This window comes from Pseudomonas fulva NBRC 16637 = DSM 17717 (genome assembly GCF_000730565.1).
In the GTDB taxonomy this organism is placed as follows: domain Bacteria; phylum Pseudomonadota; class Gammaproteobacteria; order Pseudomonadales; family Pseudomonadaceae; genus Aquipseudomonas; species Aquipseudomonas fulva.
Map to the genome: position 1 here is coordinate 191,198 of NZ_BBIQ01000001.1, position 14,008 is coordinate 205,205.

The 14,008-nt window shown below is 61.4% G+C and carries 15 protein-coding genes and 1 other RNA gene; 9 read left to right on the forward strand and 7 right to left on the reverse strand.

Annotated features, from left to right (window positions below; genetic code table 11):
* The first annotated feature begins 89 nt into the window (after positions 1 to 89).
* Positions 90 to 2,333, forward strand: coding sequence for a polyphosphate kinase 1 (gene ppk1, locus PFU01S_RS00895; protein ID WP_027913413.1), 2,244 nt, complete (start codon positions 90 to 92; stop codon positions 2,331 to 2,333).
* On the opposite strand, the gene ppx is transcribed toward ppk1, so the two are convergent.
* Positions 2,320 to 3,822, reverse strand: coding sequence for an exopolyphosphatase (ppx, locus tag PFU01S_RS00900; protein WP_027913414.1), 1,503 nt, complete (start codon positions 3,820 to 3,822; stop codon positions 2,320 to 2,322). The genes ppk1 and ppx overlap by 14 nt on opposite strands.
* Before the next feature lie 256 nt (positions 3,823 to 4,078).
* Here ppx and trxA point away from each other — a divergent pair, with 256 nt between their 5' ends.
* The 5 genes from trxA to PFU01S_RS00925 all read left to right on the forward strand — a co-directional run bounded on the left by trxA (position 4,079) and on the right by PFU01S_RS00925 (position 9,473).
* Positions 4,079 to 4,405, forward strand: a complete 327-nt coding sequence (gene trxA, locus PFU01S_RS00905; protein WP_023532641.1) for a thioredoxin TrxA — start codon at positions 4,079 to 4,081, stop codon at positions 4,403 to 4,405.
* Positions 4,406 to 4,630: 225 nt separating this feature from the next.
* On the forward strand, positions 4,631 to 5,890 hold the full coding sequence (gene rho, locus PFU01S_RS00910; protein ID WP_023532437.1) for a transcription termination factor Rho: 1,260 nt from the start codon (positions 4,631 to 4,633) through the stop codon (positions 5,888 to 5,890).
* A gap of 231 nt (positions 5,891 to 6,121) precedes the next feature.
* On the forward strand, positions 6,122 to 7,588 hold the full coding sequence (gene ubiD / locus PFU01S_RS00915; protein WP_028686760.1) for a 4-hydroxy-3-polyprenylbenzoate decarboxylase: 1,467 nt from the start codon (positions 6,122 to 6,124) through the stop codon (positions 7,586 to 7,588).
* Entirely contained in the window at positions 7,588 to 8,556 is a 969-nt protein-coding gene (locus tag PFU01S_RS00920; RefSeq protein ID WP_027913416.1) for a CDP-6-deoxy-delta-3,4-glucoseen reductase, read from the forward strand. Before ubiD ends, PFU01S_RS00920 begins: the two co-directional genes overlap by 1 nt.
* Before the next feature lie 266 nt (positions 8,557 to 8,822).
* Positions 8,823 to 9,473 carry a gamma-glutamylcyclotransferase gene (locus PFU01S_RS00925; RefSeq protein ID WP_027913417.1) on the forward strand — a complete coding sequence of 217 codons (651 nt, stop codon included), beginning with the start codon at positions 8,823 to 8,825 and terminating at the stop codon, positions 9,471 to 9,473.
* Here the strand turns inward: PFU01S_RS00925 and PFU01S_RS00930 are convergent, their stop codons facing one another.
* Positions 9,474 to 10,457 (reverse strand): NADPH:quinone oxidoreductase family protein, encoded by a 984-nt coding sequence (locus PFU01S_RS00930; RefSeq protein ID WP_027913418.1) that lies wholly within the window; start codon positions 10,455 to 10,457, stop codon positions 9,474 to 9,476.
* Positions 10,458 to 10,615: 158 nt separating this feature from the next.
* On the opposite strand from PFU01S_RS00930, the gene PFU01S_RS00935 reads away from it, so the two are divergent.
* The gene (locus PFU01S_RS00935) at positions 10,616 to 11,020 is read left to right on the forward strand and encodes a flagellar basal body-associated protein FliL (protein WP_027913419.1); all 405 of its coding nucleotides are present in this window, start codon (positions 10,616 to 10,618) and stop codon (positions 11,018 to 11,020) included.
* Between the two features lie 71 nt (positions 11,021 to 11,091).
* Here PFU01S_RS00935 and PFU01S_RS00940 read toward each other — a convergent pair whose 3' ends face one another.
* Positions 11,092 to 11,541, reverse strand: a complete 450-nt coding sequence (locus PFU01S_RS00940; RefSeq protein ID WP_028686759.1) for an EVE domain-containing protein — start codon at positions 11,539 to 11,541, stop codon at positions 11,092 to 11,094.
* A gap of 178 nt (positions 11,542 to 11,719) precedes the next feature.
* Here PFU01S_RS00940 and PFU01S_RS22305 point away from each other — a divergent pair, with 178 nt between their 5' ends.
* Entirely contained in the window at positions 11,720 to 11,872 is a 153-nt protein-coding gene (locus PFU01S_RS22305) for a hypothetical protein (RefSeq protein WP_023532702.1), read from the forward strand.
* A gap of 15 nt (positions 11,873 to 11,887) precedes the next feature.
* On the opposite strand, the gene PFU01S_RS00945 is transcribed toward PFU01S_RS22305, so the two are convergent.
* The 4 genes from PFU01S_RS00945 to PFU01S_RS00955 form a co-directional block, all read right to left on the reverse strand.
* Positions 11,888 to 12,496: a 5-formyltetrahydrofolate cyclo-ligase gene (locus PFU01S_RS00945; RefSeq protein ID WP_027913421.1), complete on the reverse strand. Its 609-nt coding sequence runs from the start codon at positions 12,494 to 12,496 to the stop codon at positions 11,888 to 11,890.
* A 78-nt stretch (positions 12,497 to 12,574) separates the two neighbouring features.
* Positions 12,575 to 12,754: non-coding RNA, 6S RNA (ssrS, locus tag PFU01S_RS21500), on the reverse strand.
* Positions 12,755 to 12,771: 17 nt separating this feature from the next.
* Positions 12,772 to 13,092 (reverse strand): cell division protein ZapA, encoded by a 321-nt coding sequence (locus tag PFU01S_RS00950; protein ID WP_023532287.1) that lies wholly within the window; start codon positions 13,090 to 13,092, stop codon positions 12,772 to 12,774.
* Positions 13,089 to 13,271, reverse strand: a complete 183-nt coding sequence (locus PFU01S_RS00955) for a TIGR02449 family protein (RefSeq protein WP_033693939.1) — start codon at positions 13,269 to 13,271, stop codon at positions 13,089 to 13,091. Before PFU01S_RS00955 ends, PFU01S_RS00950 begins: the two co-directional genes overlap by 4 nt.
* Before the next feature lie 181 nt (positions 13,272 to 13,452).
* Here PFU01S_RS00955 and PFU01S_RS00960 point away from each other — a divergent pair, with 181 nt between their 5' ends.
* On the forward strand, positions 13,453 to 14,007 hold the full coding sequence (locus tag PFU01S_RS00960; protein WP_027913422.1) for a YecA/YgfB family protein: 555 nt from the start codon (positions 13,453 to 13,455) through the stop codon (positions 14,005 to 14,007).
* The last annotated feature ends 1 nt before the right edge of the window (position 14,008 follow it).

Here is a 14,008-nt window from a genome sequence, read left to right on the forward strand (position 1 = left end):
TTGCCCTGGCGTGTAACACAGGCGTCATAATGGGCGCTTATCTTGCCGCTCAATTGATGATAGGGCGTTAACGTCCTCAGGACCGCCAGATGAATAACGAAGTGCTTCCCCCTGTCTTGATCAAGGATGCCAAGGAGCTTCCAGAGGAGTTGGTGCAGACCCCGCCTGATCTGCCACCCGCGTCTCAGGTCGCTGTGGAACCTGCAGCGGAGTCAGCGGCGCCCACGCCGGCCCCCGCCCCGGCCATCGTCGTGCCTGGCCTGGACGATACCAGCCTGTACATTCATCGCGAACTGTCCCAGCTGCAGTTCAACATCCGCGTACTGGAACAGGCGCTGGATGAAAGCTACCCGTTGCTCGAACGCCTGAAGTTCCTGCTGATCTTCTCGAGCAACCTGGACGAGTTCTTCGAGATTCGTGTGGCCGGGCTGAAAAAGCAGATCAACTTCGCCCGCGAGCAGGCCGGTGCCGACGGCTTGCAGCCGCACCAGGCCCTCACGCGCATCAGCGAACTGGTGCATATCGAGGTCGATCGCCAGTACGCGATTCTCAACGATGTGCTGCTTCCGGAGCTGGAAAAACACCAGATTCGATTCATTCGCCGCCGTCACTGGACACCCAAGCTCAAGACATGGGTGCGTCGCTACTTCCGCGACGAGATTGCGCCCATCATCACCCCGATCGGCCTGGACCCTACCCATCCATTCCCATTGCTGGTGAACAAGAGCCTGAACTTCATCGTCGAGCTTGAAGGCGTCGATGCGTTCGGCCGCGATTCAGGCCTGGCCATCATTCCGGCACCGCGGCTGCTGCCACGGGTCATTCGCGTGCCTGAGGAGGTGGGTGGCACTGGTGCCAATTACGTCTTCCTTTCGTCGATGATCCACGCCCACGCCGACGACCTGTTCCAGGGTATGAAGGTGAAGGGGTGCTACCAGTTCCGCCTGACCCGTAACGCCGACCTGGCGCTGGATTCCGAAGAGGTCGATGACTTGGCCCGAGCGCTTCGTGGCGAGCTGTTCTCGCGCCGCTACGGCGATGCCGTGCGCCTGGAAGTCGCCGATACGTGCCCCAAGCACCTGTCGGACTACCTGCTCAAGCAGTTCAGCCTGAGCGAAAGCGAGCTGTACCAGGTCAACGGGCCGGTCAACCTGACGCGGTTGTTCAGCATCACTGGGCTGGACAGCCACCCCGAACTTCAATACGTACCGTTCACCCCGGCCATCCCGAAGTTGCTGCAGAACGCCGACAACATCTTTAGCGTGATCAGCAAGCAGGACATCCTGCTCATGCACCCCTTCGAGTCGTTCACGCCGGTCATCGACCTGTTGCGCCAGGCGGCCAAGGACCCGCACGTTCTGGCCGTACGTCAGACGCTCTACCGCTCCGGCGCCAACTCGGAAATTGTCGATGCGTTAGTCGATGCAGCGCGCAACGGCAAGGAAGTCACCGCCGTGATCGAACTGCGCGCACGCTTCGACGAGGAGTCCAACCTGCAGATGGCAAGCCGCCTGCAAGCGGCAGGCGCGGTGGTGATCTATGGCGTGGTCGGTTTCAAGACGCACGCCAAGATGATGTTGATCCTGCGCCGCGAGCAGGGCGAGATCGTTCGCTATGCGCACCTGGGGACCGGCAACTACCACGCTGGCAATGCCCGCTTGTACACCGATTACAGCCTGCTCACCTCCGACGATGCGCTCACCGAGGACGTCGGCAAGCTGTTCAGCCAGCTGATCGGCATGGGCAAGACCCTGCGCATGAAGAAACTGATGCATGCGCCGTTCACCCTGAAAAAGGGCATGCTGGACATGATCGCCCGCGAAACCCAGTTCGCCCTGGACGGCAAGCCGGCGCACATCATCGCCAAATTCAACTCGCTGACCGATGCGAAGGTCATCAAGGCCTTGTACAAGGCCAGTCAATCGGGGGTGAAGATCGACCTGATCGTGCGTGGCATGTGCTGCCTGCGTCCAGGTATTCCAGGGGTTTCACACAACATCCAGGTACGCTCGATCATCGGCCGCTTCCTGGAACACACCCGTGTGTTCTACTTCCTCAATGGCGGTGAAGAGCAGATCTACCTCTCCAGTGCGGACTGGATGGAGCGCAACCTCGACAAGCGGGTCGAGACCTGCTTCCCGGTCGAGGGCAAGAAGCTCTTGCTGCGGGTGAAAAAGGAACTGGAGGCGTACCTGACCGACAACACTCACGCCTGGACCCTTCAGCCAGACGGGCGCTATGTGCGCAGCAGCCCGACGGGTAACCAGAACCCCCGCAGTGCCCAGGCGACCTTGCTGGAGCGCCTGAGCAACCCGGTCCTCAACGTACGCTGAGGACGAAGCCGACCCGGGCCAGCCACTCCGCTTCGTTGGCGAAGTCGGCCTGGGTCAGCTGGTTCTGCTCGAGCCAACCTTCCGGGAATACCACTTCCAGGCGGTTATCGGCCGCCTTGAGCTCGACTTTGGGCATCTGCTGCGTGCCCCGGATGTGATGAAACAGGATGGCAAAGCGCAGCAGCACGCACAGGCGCAGCAGCTTGACCCCATCATCCCCCAGCTCGGCATAACGGTCCTTGGGGATGTTGCGGCGGTGGCCGCGCACCAGCAAGGCCATCATCTGCTGATCCTCGCGCGAAAAGCCTGCCAGGTCGGAGTGCTCGATCAGGTACGCGCCGTGCTTGTGGTAATGATAGTGGGCGATGTCCAGGCCGATCTCATGGACCTTGGCTGCCCAACCCAGCAGGTCGCGCCAATTGCCGTCCTGCAGGTCCCAGGCTACGGCCACCTGGTCGAAGGCATGCAGTGCCTTGCGCTCGACCCGGGCGGCCTGGCCCTGATCGACGTGGTAACGCTCCATCAGCGAGTTGAGGGTACGCTCGCGTACGTCTTCATGATGATGCCGGCCAAGCAGATCGAACAGCACACCTTCACGCAGCGCACCGTCGCAGTGGTCCATGCGCTGCAGCTCCAGCGCATCGAAGATCGCTTCGAGGATGGCCATGCCCGCCGGGAAGATGGTGCGCCGATCCGGCTTGACCCCTTCGAAATCGATTCTGTCGACTTCGCCCAGCTTGAACAGCTTGCGCTTGACCCAGGCCAACCCTTCGGCGTTTACCTCGCCATTGCCCAGGCCTGCACCCCGAATGGCGGCGCCGATGGCGCGAATGGTACCCGACGAACCGATGGCTTCATCCCAGGTCAGGCGGTGCAGGGCATGCTCGATGCTCATCAACTCAAGCCGGGCGGCCGTATAGGCCTGGGCATAGCGCGCAGGGGTGATCTTGCCGTCACGGAAATAGCGCTGGGTGAAGCTGACGCAGCCCATCTGCAGGCTCTCGCGCAACAGCGGCTCGAAGCGCTGGCCAATGATGAATTCGGTGCTGCCACCGCCGATGTCCGCCACCAGGCGCTTGCCCGCGGTGTCGGCCAGCGTATGGGAAACGCCCAGGTAGATCAGGCGGGCTTCTTCGCGGCCTGAGATGACTTCTACCGGGTGGCCAAGAATGGCTTCGGCACGCTGGATGAAGATGTTGCGGTTGCGCGCTTCACGCAAGGCGTTGGTGCCGACGATGCGCACCGAGCCTGCGGGCATGCCGTTGATCAGCTGAGCGAAGCGCTTGAGGCACTCCAGGCCGCGCTCCATGGCTTCTTCACTGAGCCTGCGCTCCTCGTCGATGCCGGCGGCCAGCTGTACCTTCTCGCCCTGCCGCTCGAGAATGCGGATTTCGGTGTGGTGGGCCTTGGCCACGACCATGTGGAAGCTGTTGGAGCCGAGGTCGATGGCGGCTATCAGGGACAGGTTCTTCGCGGTGGTATGCGGCATGATCTGGAAGTTCTCGGTCGTTAACCTGGCAATCGTGCCACGATAGCAGGCTGGTCGCCAACGCGTGGCACCTGGCCTGCGCGATGCGCTTGATATACGGCAATGTGCCATTCGATTCTATGAAGACGATGTGACAGTTTTGATTCGAGTGCTCTTGCACAACTATAGTTACACTCAATCGTCTGCGGCTTCCTGTCGACCGCGGGGGCGGCTATGATGGGCAACGTTTTCCGTGCTTACGACCTTGGAGATTTCCATGAGCGACAAAATCAAACACGTCACCGACGCCACCTTCGATGCTGAAGTGCTTCAGGCTCAAGGCCCGGTGTTGGTCGACTACTGGGCTGAATGGTGCGGCCCATGCAAGATGATCGCTCCGGTTCTGGACGACATCGCCTCCACGTATGAAGGCAAACTGGTCGTCGCCAAGCTGAACATCGACGAAAACCAGGAAACCCCAGCCAAGCACGGCGTGCGTGGTATCCCGACGCTGATGCTGTTCAAGAACGGCAACGTGGAAGCCACCAAGGTCGGTGCCTTGTCCAAATCGCAGCTGGCAGCGTTCCTCGACGCCCACCTGTGATAAAAAAGCCCCGCAAATGCGGGGCTTTTCTTTTTCAGAGCACTAGACGCACAAAAAAGCAAGTGTTACATTCGGCCTCGCACTGCTTCTTCAGTGCCCTCTACATGCCGTCGCCGAAGCATCCCCAATTCGAATCAGTACGCGATCCTTTCGCCATCTAGCGGCGCGGCTTCATTAAGCCAGAAGCTTAATTCTCCCTTCTTACATGATTACGTCATTCCCCTTATGAACCTGACTGAACTCAAGCAAAAGCCGATTACCGATCTTTTGGAAATGGCCGAACAAATGGGCATCGAGAACATGGCCCGTTCGCGCAAACAGGACGTGATTTTCTCCCTGCTGAAAAAGCATGCGAAAAGCGGCGAAGAGATCTCGGGTGACGGCGTGCTGGAGATTCTCCAGGATGGTTTCGGTTTCCTGCGTTCTGCTGATGCGTCCTACCTGGCCGGCCCTGACGATATCTACGTTTCGCCTAGCCAGATCCGCCGCTTCAACCTGCGTACCGGCGATACCATCGTTGGCAAGATCCGCCCGCCGAAGGAAGGGGAGCGTTACTTCGCCCTGTTGAAGGTCGATACCATCAACTTCGACCGGCCGGAAAACGCCAAGAACAAGATCCTGTTCGAGAACCTGACGCCGCTGTTCCCCAACAAGCGCCTGAAGATGGAAGCCGGCAACGGCTCCACCGAAGACCTGACCGGCCGGGTCATCGACCTGTGCGCCCCGATCGGCAAGGGCCAGCGTGGCCTGATCGTCGCCCCGCCCAAGGCGGGCAAGACCATCATGCTGCAGAACATCGCAGCCAACATCACGCGTAACAATCCCGAGTGCCACCTGATCGTTCTGCTAATCGACGAGCGCCCGGAAGAAGTGACCGAGATGCAGCGTACCGTACGCGGCGAAGTGGTTGCCTCCACCTTCGACGAGCCGCCAACCCGTCACGTGCAAGTGGCCGAAATGGTCATCGAGAAGGCCAAGCGCCTGGTCGAGCACAAGAAGGACGTGGTCATCCTGCTCGACTCCATCACCCGTCTGGCACGTGCCTACAACACGGTCATTCCAAGCTCGGGCAAAGTGCTGACCGGTGGTGTCGACGCTCACGCCCTGGAGAAGCCCAAGCGCTTCTTCGGTGCCGCCCGTAACATCGAGGAAGGCGGTTCGCTGACCATCATCGCCACCGCGCTGGTCGAAACCGGTTCGAAGATGGACGAGGTGATCTACGAGGAATTCAAGGGCACCGGCAACATGGAACTGCCCCTGGACCGTCGTATCGCTGAAAAGCGTGTGTTCCCTGCCATCAACATCAACCGTTCGGGTACTCGCCGCGAAGAGCTGCTGACCGCCGACGACGAACTGCAGCGCATGTGGATCCTGCGCAAGCTGTTGCACCCGATGGACGAAATCGCTGCCATCGAGTTCCTGGTCGACAAGCTCAAGCAGACCAAGACCAACGACGAGTTCTTCCTGTCGATGAAGCGCAAGTAAGCGTTTCAGGTCTAGATCGAATGGGGCCGCTTCGCAGCCCATCGCGGCTGGTCCGATGCCTTTGCAAGGCCGTTCCTACAGGGATAGCGTAATCCTGTAAGAACGGCTTTGCCGGGACGTCGGACCGGCTGCGATGGGACGCGACGCGGCCCTGATCAGTTTTGACCATTGCGCTCTGAACGGCGCTACACTCTGAACCCCCGACCGATACGGCCAACACGAGGCTCATGCATGCAGTATCGCGACTTGCGCGACTTCATTCGTGGCCTGGAACAGCGCGGCGAGCTCAAGCGCATCCAGGTCCCGATCTCCCCAGTGCTGGAAATGACCGAGGTCTGCGATCGCACGCTGCGTGCCAAAGGCCCTGCGCTGTTGTTCGAAAAGCCGACCGGCTTCGACATTCCCGTGCTGGGCAACCTGTTCGGCACGCCTGAGCGGGTGGCCATGGGCATGGGTGCCGAGTCGGTCGATGAGCTGCGCGAGATCGGTAAGCTTCTGGCGTTTCTCAAGGAGCCTGAACCCCCGAAAGGGCTCAAGGACGCCTGGTCCAAGCTGCCGATCTTCAAGAAAGTGGTATCGATGGCGCCGAAGGTGGTCAAGGACGCCGTTTGCCAGGAAGTGGTGCTCGAAGGAGAGGACGTGGACCTTGGCGCATTGCCGATCCAGCACTGCTGGCCGGGCGATGTGGCACCGCTGATCACCTGGGGCCTGACCGTCACGCGCGGCCCGAACAAGGATCGCCAGAACCTGGGCATCTACCGGCAGCAGGTAATTGGCCGCAACAAAGTGATCATGCGTTGGCTCAGCCACCGTGGCGGCGCCCTGGACTACCGTGAGTGGTGTGAAAAAAATCCCGGCCAGCCGTTCCCAGTGGCCGTGGCGTTGGGGGCAGACCCTGCCACTATCCTGGGTGCAGTGACCCCAGTGCCCGATACGCTTTCCGAATACGCCTTCGCGGGCCTGTTGCGGGGTAATCGCACTGAGCTGGTCAAGTGCCGCGGCAGCAATCTGCAGGTGCCGGCCACGGCCGAGATCATCCTCGAAGGGGTAATCCACCCAGGCGAGATGGCGCCTGAAGGCCCCTATGGGGACCATACCGGTTACTACAACGAAGTGGACAGCTTCCCGGTGTTCACCGTCGAACGCATCACCCACCGGCAAAACCCTATCTATCACAGCACCTACACCGGTCGGCCGCCGGATGAACCGGCGATTCTTGGCGTGGCGCTGAACGAAGTGTTCGTGCCGATCCTGCAGAAACAGTTCCCGGAAATCGTCGATTTCTACCTGCCACCGGAGGGGTGCTCCTACCGCATGGCGGTGGTGACCATGAAGAAGCAGTACCCGGGGCATGCCAAGCGCGTGATGCTGGGTGTGTGGTCGTTCCTGCGACAGTTCATGTACACCAAGTTCGTTATCGTGACCGACGACGACATCAACGCCCGCGACTGGAACGACGTGATCTGGGCCATCACCACACGCATGGACCCCAAGCGTGATACGGTGATGATCGACAACACGCCGATCGACTACCTGGACTTTGCCTCTCCAGTGTCGGGGCTGGGATCGAAAATGGGCCTGGATGCCACGCACAAGTGGCCGGGCGAGACTACACGCGAGTGGGGGCGGGTCATCGTCAAGGACGAAGCCGTCACCCGGCGTATCGATGAGCTGTGGGATCAGTTGGGAATAGATTGATGCAGGTAACGTTGCAGCCGTCCGGAGCAGTGCTGACGCTAGAGCCCGGGGAACGGATCCTGGAAGGTGCGCGTCGGCTGGGTTATGACTGCCCCAACAGCTGCCGTAATGGCAACTGTCATGTCTGCGCTGCGTTGCTGGTCGAAGGCAGTGTGCGCCAGAACGGAGAAGTCCGGGACCATGGCGAATTATTCACCTGCATCGCCGAGCCGCTCGAAGATTGCATCCTGCTATGGGACGGCGTGCTGGCCTTGGGCGAGCTGCCGGTGCGCAAGCTGACCTGCACGGTCAGTGAATGCCGTGAAGTGGGTGGCGACGTTTGGCGCGTGCGCCTGTTGGCGCCTGCGGGCAAGCCGCCGCGCTACCATGCCGGGCAGTATTTGATGATCGAACGTGAAGCGGGCAAGCCGGCCGCCTTTTCGCTGGCCTCCGCTCCCCATGCAGGGCGTGAGCTTGAATTGCACGTGCTGGCGCGCGAGCCCAGCGCCGTGCAGTTGATCGAGCAATTGCAGCGCGAGCGCTTGGCTCGTATCGAAATGCCCTTCGGCGATACCCACTTGGCCGAACTGCCCGACGGCCCCTTGGTGCTGATCGCCGCCGGTACCGGCATGGGGCAGATGCACAGCCTTGTGGAACACTGCCGCGCTCAGGGCTTCAAACACCCTGTTCACTTGTACTGGGGCGTACGACGCCCGGAAGACTTCTATCAGATCGAGCATTGGGATCAGTGGCTGAGTCTGCCTAACCTGTCCCTGCACCAGGTGGTCAGCGACCTGTGTGGCTGGGAGGGCCGTTGTGGGATGCTGCACGAAGCGGTTTGCGAGGACATTGCCGACCTCAACGGCGTACACGTGTACGCCAGTGGCTCGCCGAACATGATCTACGCCACGCTCGATGCGCTGGTGGACGCCGGCATGGATGCGCACCGCATGCGTGCGGACGTGTTCGCTTACGCGCCTCGCGGCTGAAGCATCCCCTCGCGGTGCGCGGCGCCCGTCAGGCTGCCCGCGCCACCCCGTACGCACTTGACGCGCTGCACGGCCGGTCGTCGGCGCCTGGCGTGAAAAGCTCTGCATGCACTTGTTCAGCCCCTTGCCCTGACTTAGCTTATACACCGCCTGGCGCGACTGCCGTAAATGACTTGCCTGAGGGCTCTGGTCAACGACCCAGTGGCTAACGCATCAGGCTCGGCCACGTTACATGCTTTGTTCACAGGGAATCATAGCGGCAGCTTATGTCGGCGCTCGAACGTTCATCCTGGCAAGTCCCATACCCCCCTTCGCTCGATTTTGGTCAGCAACTGACCCACGAGCAACTGCATCACTCCATGCAAGCCGCCATGTCCCGTCACCAGGGCGGGCCGGTGTGGCTGTTCGCCTATGGCTCCTTGATCTGGCGGCCCGAGTGCAGCGCGGTGGAGCGTCGACGTGCGCGGGTGCACGGTTACCACCGGGGCTTGTACCTGTGGTCGCACGAGCACCGTGGCACGCCTGAAACCCCAGGTTTGGTGTTCGGTCTGGATCGAGGCGGCTCGTGCAGCGGCTTTGCCTACAGGCTGGACGATGCCACCCTCGATGCGTCGCTTCGTGCCCTGTGGCAGCGCGAAATGCCTTACCCGGCCTACCGCCCGCACTGGCTCAACTGCCGGCTCGACGATGGCAGCAAGGTACAGGCCCTGGGCTTCGTGCTGGAGCGGCATCTGCCTTGCTATGCGGGCAATCTGCCGGATAACGTGCTCAGCCACATACTGGCCAGCGCTAAAGGGCGGTATGGCACCACGCGTGATTATGTCGAGCAGACCCTTCACGCCCTGCGCAGCCATCACATGCCTGATCGCAACCTGGAGGCGCGCTTCAGGCGCTGTCATGACCTGCGCGAACGGTGATCAGGTGCCAGGCGGCACCACCACCAGCTTGCCGACCGCCTGGCGCTGGCCCAGTGTTTCGATGGCCGTACCCGCGTCGGCCAGGGTGTAGGTTTGTGAGACGAGCGGCTTCAATTTCCCCTGCGCGTGCCAGGCAAACAGCTGCTTGAAGTTGGCTGCGTTATCCTCCGGTTGGCGCTGTGCAAACGCGCCCCAGAACACGCCCAGCACCGCCGCCCCCTTGAGCAGCACTAGGTTGGCTGCCAATTGGGGAATGCTGCCGCTGGCAAAACCTACCACCAACAGCCTACCGTTCCACGCCAGGCCCCTCACGGCGTGCTCGAACAGCTCGCCGCCGACCGGATCGTAAATCACATCCACACCCTTGCCATCGGTCAGGCGCTTGATGGCCTCGCGCAGATTTTCCTGGCTGTAGTCGATCAGATCATCAGCACCGGCGGCACGGGCCACCGCGAGCTTTTGCGCGCTGCTGGCAGCCGCGATAACCCGCGCCCCCATGGCCTTGCCGATCTCAACCGCTGCCAGGCCCACCCCGCCGGACGCACCCAATACCAGCAAGGTTTCGCCAGCTTGCAATCGACCGCGCTGGCGCAAGGCATGCATCGAGGTGCCGTAGGTCATACCGAATGCGGCGGCGGTAATGAAGTCCATGCCGGCTGGCACGGGCATTACGTTGTAGGCGGGCACTGCCACTTGCTCGGCGAAAGCACCCCAGCCGGTCAGCGCCATGACGCGGTCACCCACCTTGAAGGCGCCCACCTTGGCGCCAACGGCTGCGACCGTGCCCGCGGCCTCTCCACCCGGAGAAAAGGGCAGGGGCGGCTGAAACTGGTATTTGCCTTCTATGATCAGGGTATCGGGAAAGTTGACCCCTGCCGCCTGCACGTCCAGCAGCACTTCATTGGGCTTGGGCGTTGGGCTGGGCACGTCTTCCAGGACCAGGTCGCGGGCCGGGCCCAGGTGCTTGCAGAGCAGCGCTTTCATCGTGGCCTATTCCTTTGCGGGTAATGGCCGATAAGTGTAGGAGGGCCGCCAGTCGGGTCAACGAGCATGGCTTGTCCTGATGAGCCGGCATAAGCCCAGGCTTGGGTTTGAATGATGTGCTGGTTAAGCTGGCGCCACCTGAATAGAGGAGCGATTTCGTGAAAGCGTGGATATTGATGGTGTTGGCATTGGTGTTACCCGCCGCAGCCGTGGCCGAGGAGGCCAAGGAGGGCGCGCCCAAGGTGGCCTATATCACGCTGACACCGCCGTTCGTAGGTAACTATGCGCTCGATGGTGGTCCGCGGTTGCGGGTGTTCAAGGCCGATGTCGCGTTGCGAGTGACCGGGGATGAAGCCGCCAAGGCGGTACAGCACCATGAACCGCTGATCCGCAACCAGCTCGTCGCACTGTTTACCCAGCAGACCGTGGACAGCATGAGTAATGTGGAGGCCAAGGAGCATTTGCGCCAAGAGGCGCTCAAGCAGGTTCAGCAGGTGATGGAGACCGAAGAGGGCAAGCCGATCGTCGAGGACCTGCTGTTCAACAACCTGATCGTCCAGTGAGCGGCTAACCCGGTCTTCGGTCAGCCACTGAAGGCTGGGTTTCATGGGAATGTCGGAGCGGGGCAGGTGCCTCAATCCATCGGCAGGATGGCAGTCCATTGCTCGGCCGTTACCGGCATGACCGACAGGCGACTGCCTTTTTGCACCAGCGCCAGCTCGGCCAGGGCTGGCAGTTGTTTCAACCAGCCCAGCTCAAGCACGCGTGGCAGTGTCCGCACGTGAGCCACGTCTACCGCGCTCCACGGGTTCTTGTCGGGCGTGGCCTTGGCATCGTGGTAAGGGCTCTGCGTGTCCAGCGCAGTGGGGTCCGGATAGGCTGCGCGGATGACCTTGGCAATGCCGGCGATGCCAGGTTGAGGGCAGCTGGAATGGTAGAAGAAGAACATGTCTCCCGCGCTCATCGCACGCAGGAAATTGCGCGCCTGATAGTTACGCACACCGTCCCAGCGGGCTTCGCCAAGGTGAGCCAAACCTTCGATGGACAGTTCGTCGGGCTCGGACTTCATCAGCCAATAGGCCATGTTGTTTGCTCCAGAAATGCTTTGAAATAACTCGTTCAATCAAACCGACGACTGGTTGACGTCAACGTTTGCGTGGTGGCTCAGGTTGTCGGAGAATGCGCCCCGTTTGAGGTGCGATGCTCAGGTACGACCCAGAAGTCGCCGAGCACTGAACAGTTTGCCTGGGGGGCAATCGTCGATGAATCAACGTAAAAAGCCGGACCTACTGTGGGTCCTGGTGTTCATCTTTGGCTTGGGTGTGGTTACCACCGGTTATGCGCAGGGGATCTGGGAGCGCAAGCTGGATAACGCCTACCAGATGCCGTACGAAGCCGGTCAGGCGCAACGCTGACCCTCCCGGCACCGCTCAGCGTGGTGCCACGTACCAGTGACGATCCGAGACCGTTCCCTGCAAAGGCACGTCCCAGCTGGCCTGTGCTAGCCGTTCGACCTTCTGGCACTCATGCGCCAAGCCTAGCAGCCGTGGTTTTTTCCAGGTCTGCCGGCGAGCCAGGTAAGCCAGGCTGCGATCATAGAAGCCACCTCCCATGCCCAGTCGCCCTCCCGCGTCGTCGAAGCCCACCAGGGGCAGCAGAATCAGGTCCAGTGCCCATACGGGGCGTTGACGCCTGCGGTCGGTGGTCGGCTCAGGGATTCGGAACCGGTTGGGCGTGAGTTTCTCGCCCTTCTCGAATCGCTGAAACACCATGCGGGTGCGTGGCCATGGATGCAGCACCGGCAAGTAGGTGCGCTTGCCGCGTCGCTGCGCCTCGCGCAGCAGCAATGCAGGGTCGATCTCGCCATCGTTGGGCAGGTACAAGGCGATATGCCTGGCCTTGCGAAAGAGCGGGTGCTGTGCCAGCAGACGGTACAGGCCCGCAGCGGCCTGACGCTGTTGCGCGGGCGTGAGCGCCCTGCGCGCATTGCGCAAGTGCCTGCGAAGTTGAGGGCGGGTGAGCGTCGCGGTGTCGGTCATGGCACGGGCGATCCGAGGGTGCTGGCCATTGCTGTTGGCCAAAACGATTTGCCCGCCGGGAGGCGGGCAAAGGAATTCGGGCTCCCCGATAAGACCGCTATCGGTGTAGCCCTTGAACCCGAAAGTTCAAGGTGGAGATTGCAGGGGACATTAAGGCTTTCCGTCGAGCGGACATGCACACCTGCCCCAGCGTGCAACCCCCGTGGTTGTGCGTATCGGCTCAGGGACATAACCGACTGGCGCATCCACCAGGGAGTGGCGCCAGTATAACAACCTCAGTTTTTTTTGGTACCCGTCTCGTCGGACAGCGCCTGGTCGACCCGGTCCAGCAAATCGCGCACCTGCTCGCGCGTGGCCCCGCCGGCCGGAGCAGCGCTGCGGTCTTCCTGGCGATGGAGCATCTCGTGGGTAATGTTCAACGCCGCCATGACCGCGATGCGGTCGGCACCGATCACCTTGCCGCTGCTGCGAATCTCGCGCATCTTGCTGTCCAGGTAGTGAGCTGCACTGACCAGGTTGTTGCGCTCTTCGGGCGGGCAGATGATCGAGTATTCCTTGTCGAGGATCTGCACGGTGACGCTATTGCTTGAACTCATGAGTCTTGCTCCAGGGCCTTGAGACGCAAGATCATCGACTCGACCTTGCGTCTGGCGATCTCGTTCTTTTCGATGAGGTGGGCGCGCTCTTCGCGCCAGGACTTTTCCTGAGCTACTAGGAGTGCATTTTGCCGTTTAAGTTGCTCGACACGCTCGATCAGCAGCTCGAATCGGCTCATCAGGGCCTGCAGGTCGTTCTCTTGCGTGGGTTGCACTCGATTCGCTCCGTCATTGACTCATCTTGCGATGATGCCTCTCCCTGGGCCGTGGCTGCCAGTGCCGATGGTCTTGGCGCGCCTGCCGGTGCTAGGATACAAGGCCTTCATTCTAGTCATTGCGCCCTCCGGCGCCTAGCAGCCCATGCCCAATACTCAATCGCCCTACGTTGCCTTCGCCATGCTGCTTTCCAGCAATGGCCACCCCGTCACACCCGCCGAACTGCACGGCCTGCTCATCGGCCGCAGCTGTGCGGGCGCCGGCTTCGATGCCGACGGCTGGCTGGCCGATGCGGCCCAGTTGCTGGAAACCGAACCGCAAGACGCTGTGCGTAATGCCCTGATTGGCCTGCAGGAAATGGTCAAGGGCGAGCTTACCAGCGACGATATGGCCATCGTGCTGCTGCTGCCGTCCGACGACGCTGCGCTGACTGATCGCGCCACCGCCCTGGGGCAGTGGTGCCAGGGCTTCATCACAGGCTTCGGCCTGAACGCCGGTGGCAAGGACCTGTCCATCGAGGCCAAGGAAGTGCTCCAGGACCTGGTGGCCATCTCCCAGGTCCAGGAAGCGCTGGAAGAATCCGAAGACGGCGAAAGCGACTACATGGAAGTGATGGAATACCTGCGCGTCGCGCCGTTACTGCTGTTTTCCGAACTGGCCAAGCCTGCAGCGCCTGCGCCCAAGCCTTCTCTGCACTGAA

Coding starts and splice junctions, on each gene's coding strand:
- ppk1 (WP_027913413.1), top strand. CDS start 90: ATGAATAACGAAGTGCTTCCCCCTGTCTTGATCAAGGATGCCAAGGAG.
- ubiD (WP_028686760.1), top strand. CDS start 6,122: ATGCAGTATCGCGACTTGCGCGACTTCATTCGTGGCCTGGAACAGCGC.
- PFU01S_RS00930 (WP_027913418.1), bottom strand. CDS start 10,457: ATGAAAGCGCTGCTCTGCAAGCACCTGGGCCCGGCCCGCGACCTGGTC.
- rho (WP_023532437.1), top strand. CDS start 4,631: ATGAACCTGACTGAACTCAAGCAAAAGCCGATTACCGATCTTTTGGAA.
- PFU01S_RS00945 (WP_027913421.1), bottom strand. CDS start 12,496: ATGACCGACACCGCGACGCTCACCCGCCCTCAACTTCGCAGGCACTTG.
- PFU01S_RS00960 (WP_027913422.1), top strand. CDS start 13,453: ATGCCCAATACTCAATCGCCCTACGTTGCCTTCGCCATGCTGCTTTCC.
- PFU01S_RS22305 (WP_023532702.1), top strand. CDS start 11,720: ATGAATCAACGTAAAAAGCCGGACCTACTGTGGGTCCTGGTGTTCATC.
- PFU01S_RS00950 (WP_023532287.1), bottom strand. CDS start 13,092: ATGAGTTCAAGCAATAGCGTCACCGTGCAGATCCTCGACAAGGAATAC.
- trxA (WP_023532641.1), top strand. CDS start 4,079: ATGAGCGACAAAATCAAACACGTCACCGACGCCACCTTCGATGCTGAA.
- PFU01S_RS00920 (WP_027913416.1), top strand. CDS start 7,588: ATGCAGGTAACGTTGCAGCCGTCCGGAGCAGTGCTGACGCTAGAGCCC.
- ppx (WP_027913414.1), bottom strand. CDS start 3,822: ATGCCGCATACCACCGCGAAGAACCTGTCCCTGATAGCCGCCATCGAC.
- PFU01S_RS00955 (WP_033693939.1), bottom strand. CDS start 13,271: ATGAGCCGATTCGAGCTGCTGATCGAGCGTGTCGAGCAACTTAAACGG.
- PFU01S_RS00940 (WP_028686759.1), bottom strand. CDS start 11,541: ATGGCCTATTGGCTGATGAAGTCCGAGCCCGACGAACTGTCCATCGAA.
- PFU01S_RS00925 (WP_027913417.1), top strand. CDS start 8,823: ATGTCGGCGCTCGAACGTTCATCCTGGCAAGTCCCATACCCCCCTTCG.